The sequence below is a fragment of the Rhodococcus opacus genome, from assembly GCF_012396235.1.
In the GTDB taxonomy this organism is placed as follows: Bacteria; Actinomycetota; Actinomycetes; order Mycobacteriales; family Mycobacteriaceae; genus Rhodococcus_F; species Rhodococcus_F opacus.
The window spans coordinates 1-1,050 of record NZ_JAAXPA010000108.1 but is presented as its reverse complement, the minus strand read 5'-3'; the positions used below and the strand labels follow the sequence as shown (position 1 = coordinate 1,050).

Genomic DNA, 1,050 nt, shown 5'->3' with positions numbered 1-1,050 from the left:
CGCGTTGACTCATCCAAAATGCCCGCGTAAGCCCCTTCGTTGCCTCACGTGAGAACGCCCGCGTAGCGGCGTGTCGATCACGTCGGTGTGGTGGTCGAGGGTAGGGCCGGAGGATGGGACTGACCATGGCTGAACGCAGAGCCGTCACCACGGCGATCGCGACCCGCTACAAGCGCGCCGACAAGCCGGGCAAAGCGAAGATCCTAGACGACCTGTGCGCCACGACCGGCTGGCATCGCGACCACGCCCGCAAGGCATTGCGGGCAGCGTTGATTCCGAAGGTGGTCCGTCCCCGAACCGGGCGCCCACCGACGTACGGGCCGAACGTTGTTGCAGCGTTGATCTTCTGCTGGGCGGTGCTGGGGATGCCTGCCGGGAAGCGGCTTTCGCCGGCACTGCCCGACCTCGTGCCCATTCTGCGTGCGTTCGGTGAACTCGACATCGACGACGCTACCGCACTGTTGCTGGTCGGCATGTCTGCAGCCACCATCGACCGACGGCTGGCGCCCGAACGCAAGAACCATGAACTCAAGGGCCGATCACATACCAAGCCCGGTTCCCTGCTCGAGTCCCAGATCCACAATCCGCACCTGGGCGCAGTGGGATGATGCGGCGCCGGGGAACGCCCGAGATCGACCTGGTCGGCCACGAGGGCGGCAACGCCGTCGGTGAGCACGCTTACACGCTGACGGTCACCGACATCGCCACCGGTTGGACCGAGAACCGCAGTGTGCGCAACAAGGCCCGCAAATGGGTTCATCGCCGCCACTCGACGAGATCGCTGCCATCATGCCGTTCCCACTCCTCGGCGTCGACTCCGACAACGGCAGCGAGTTCATCAACCACCACCTGCTCGACTGGTGCAACAGACAGCAGATCACCTTCACCCGCTCGCGTCCCGGAAACTCCAACGACGGGGCACACGTCGAGCAGAAGAACTGGGCCGTAGTACGCACCATCGTCGGCTATCTCCGCTATGACACCTCTGCAGAGTTGTTGCTGCTCAATCAGATCTGGGTTCTGCAGTCGCAGCTAACGAACTACTTCTAC

At 63.6% G+C, this 1,050-nt stretch carries 1 pseudogene; it reads left to right on the top strand.

The features are described from left to right. Positions 1–113 precede the first annotated feature (113 nt). Positions 114–1,050 (top strand): annotated as a pseudogene (locus tag HGB39_RS38080) (integrase catalytic domain-containing protein); the annotation flags it as partial.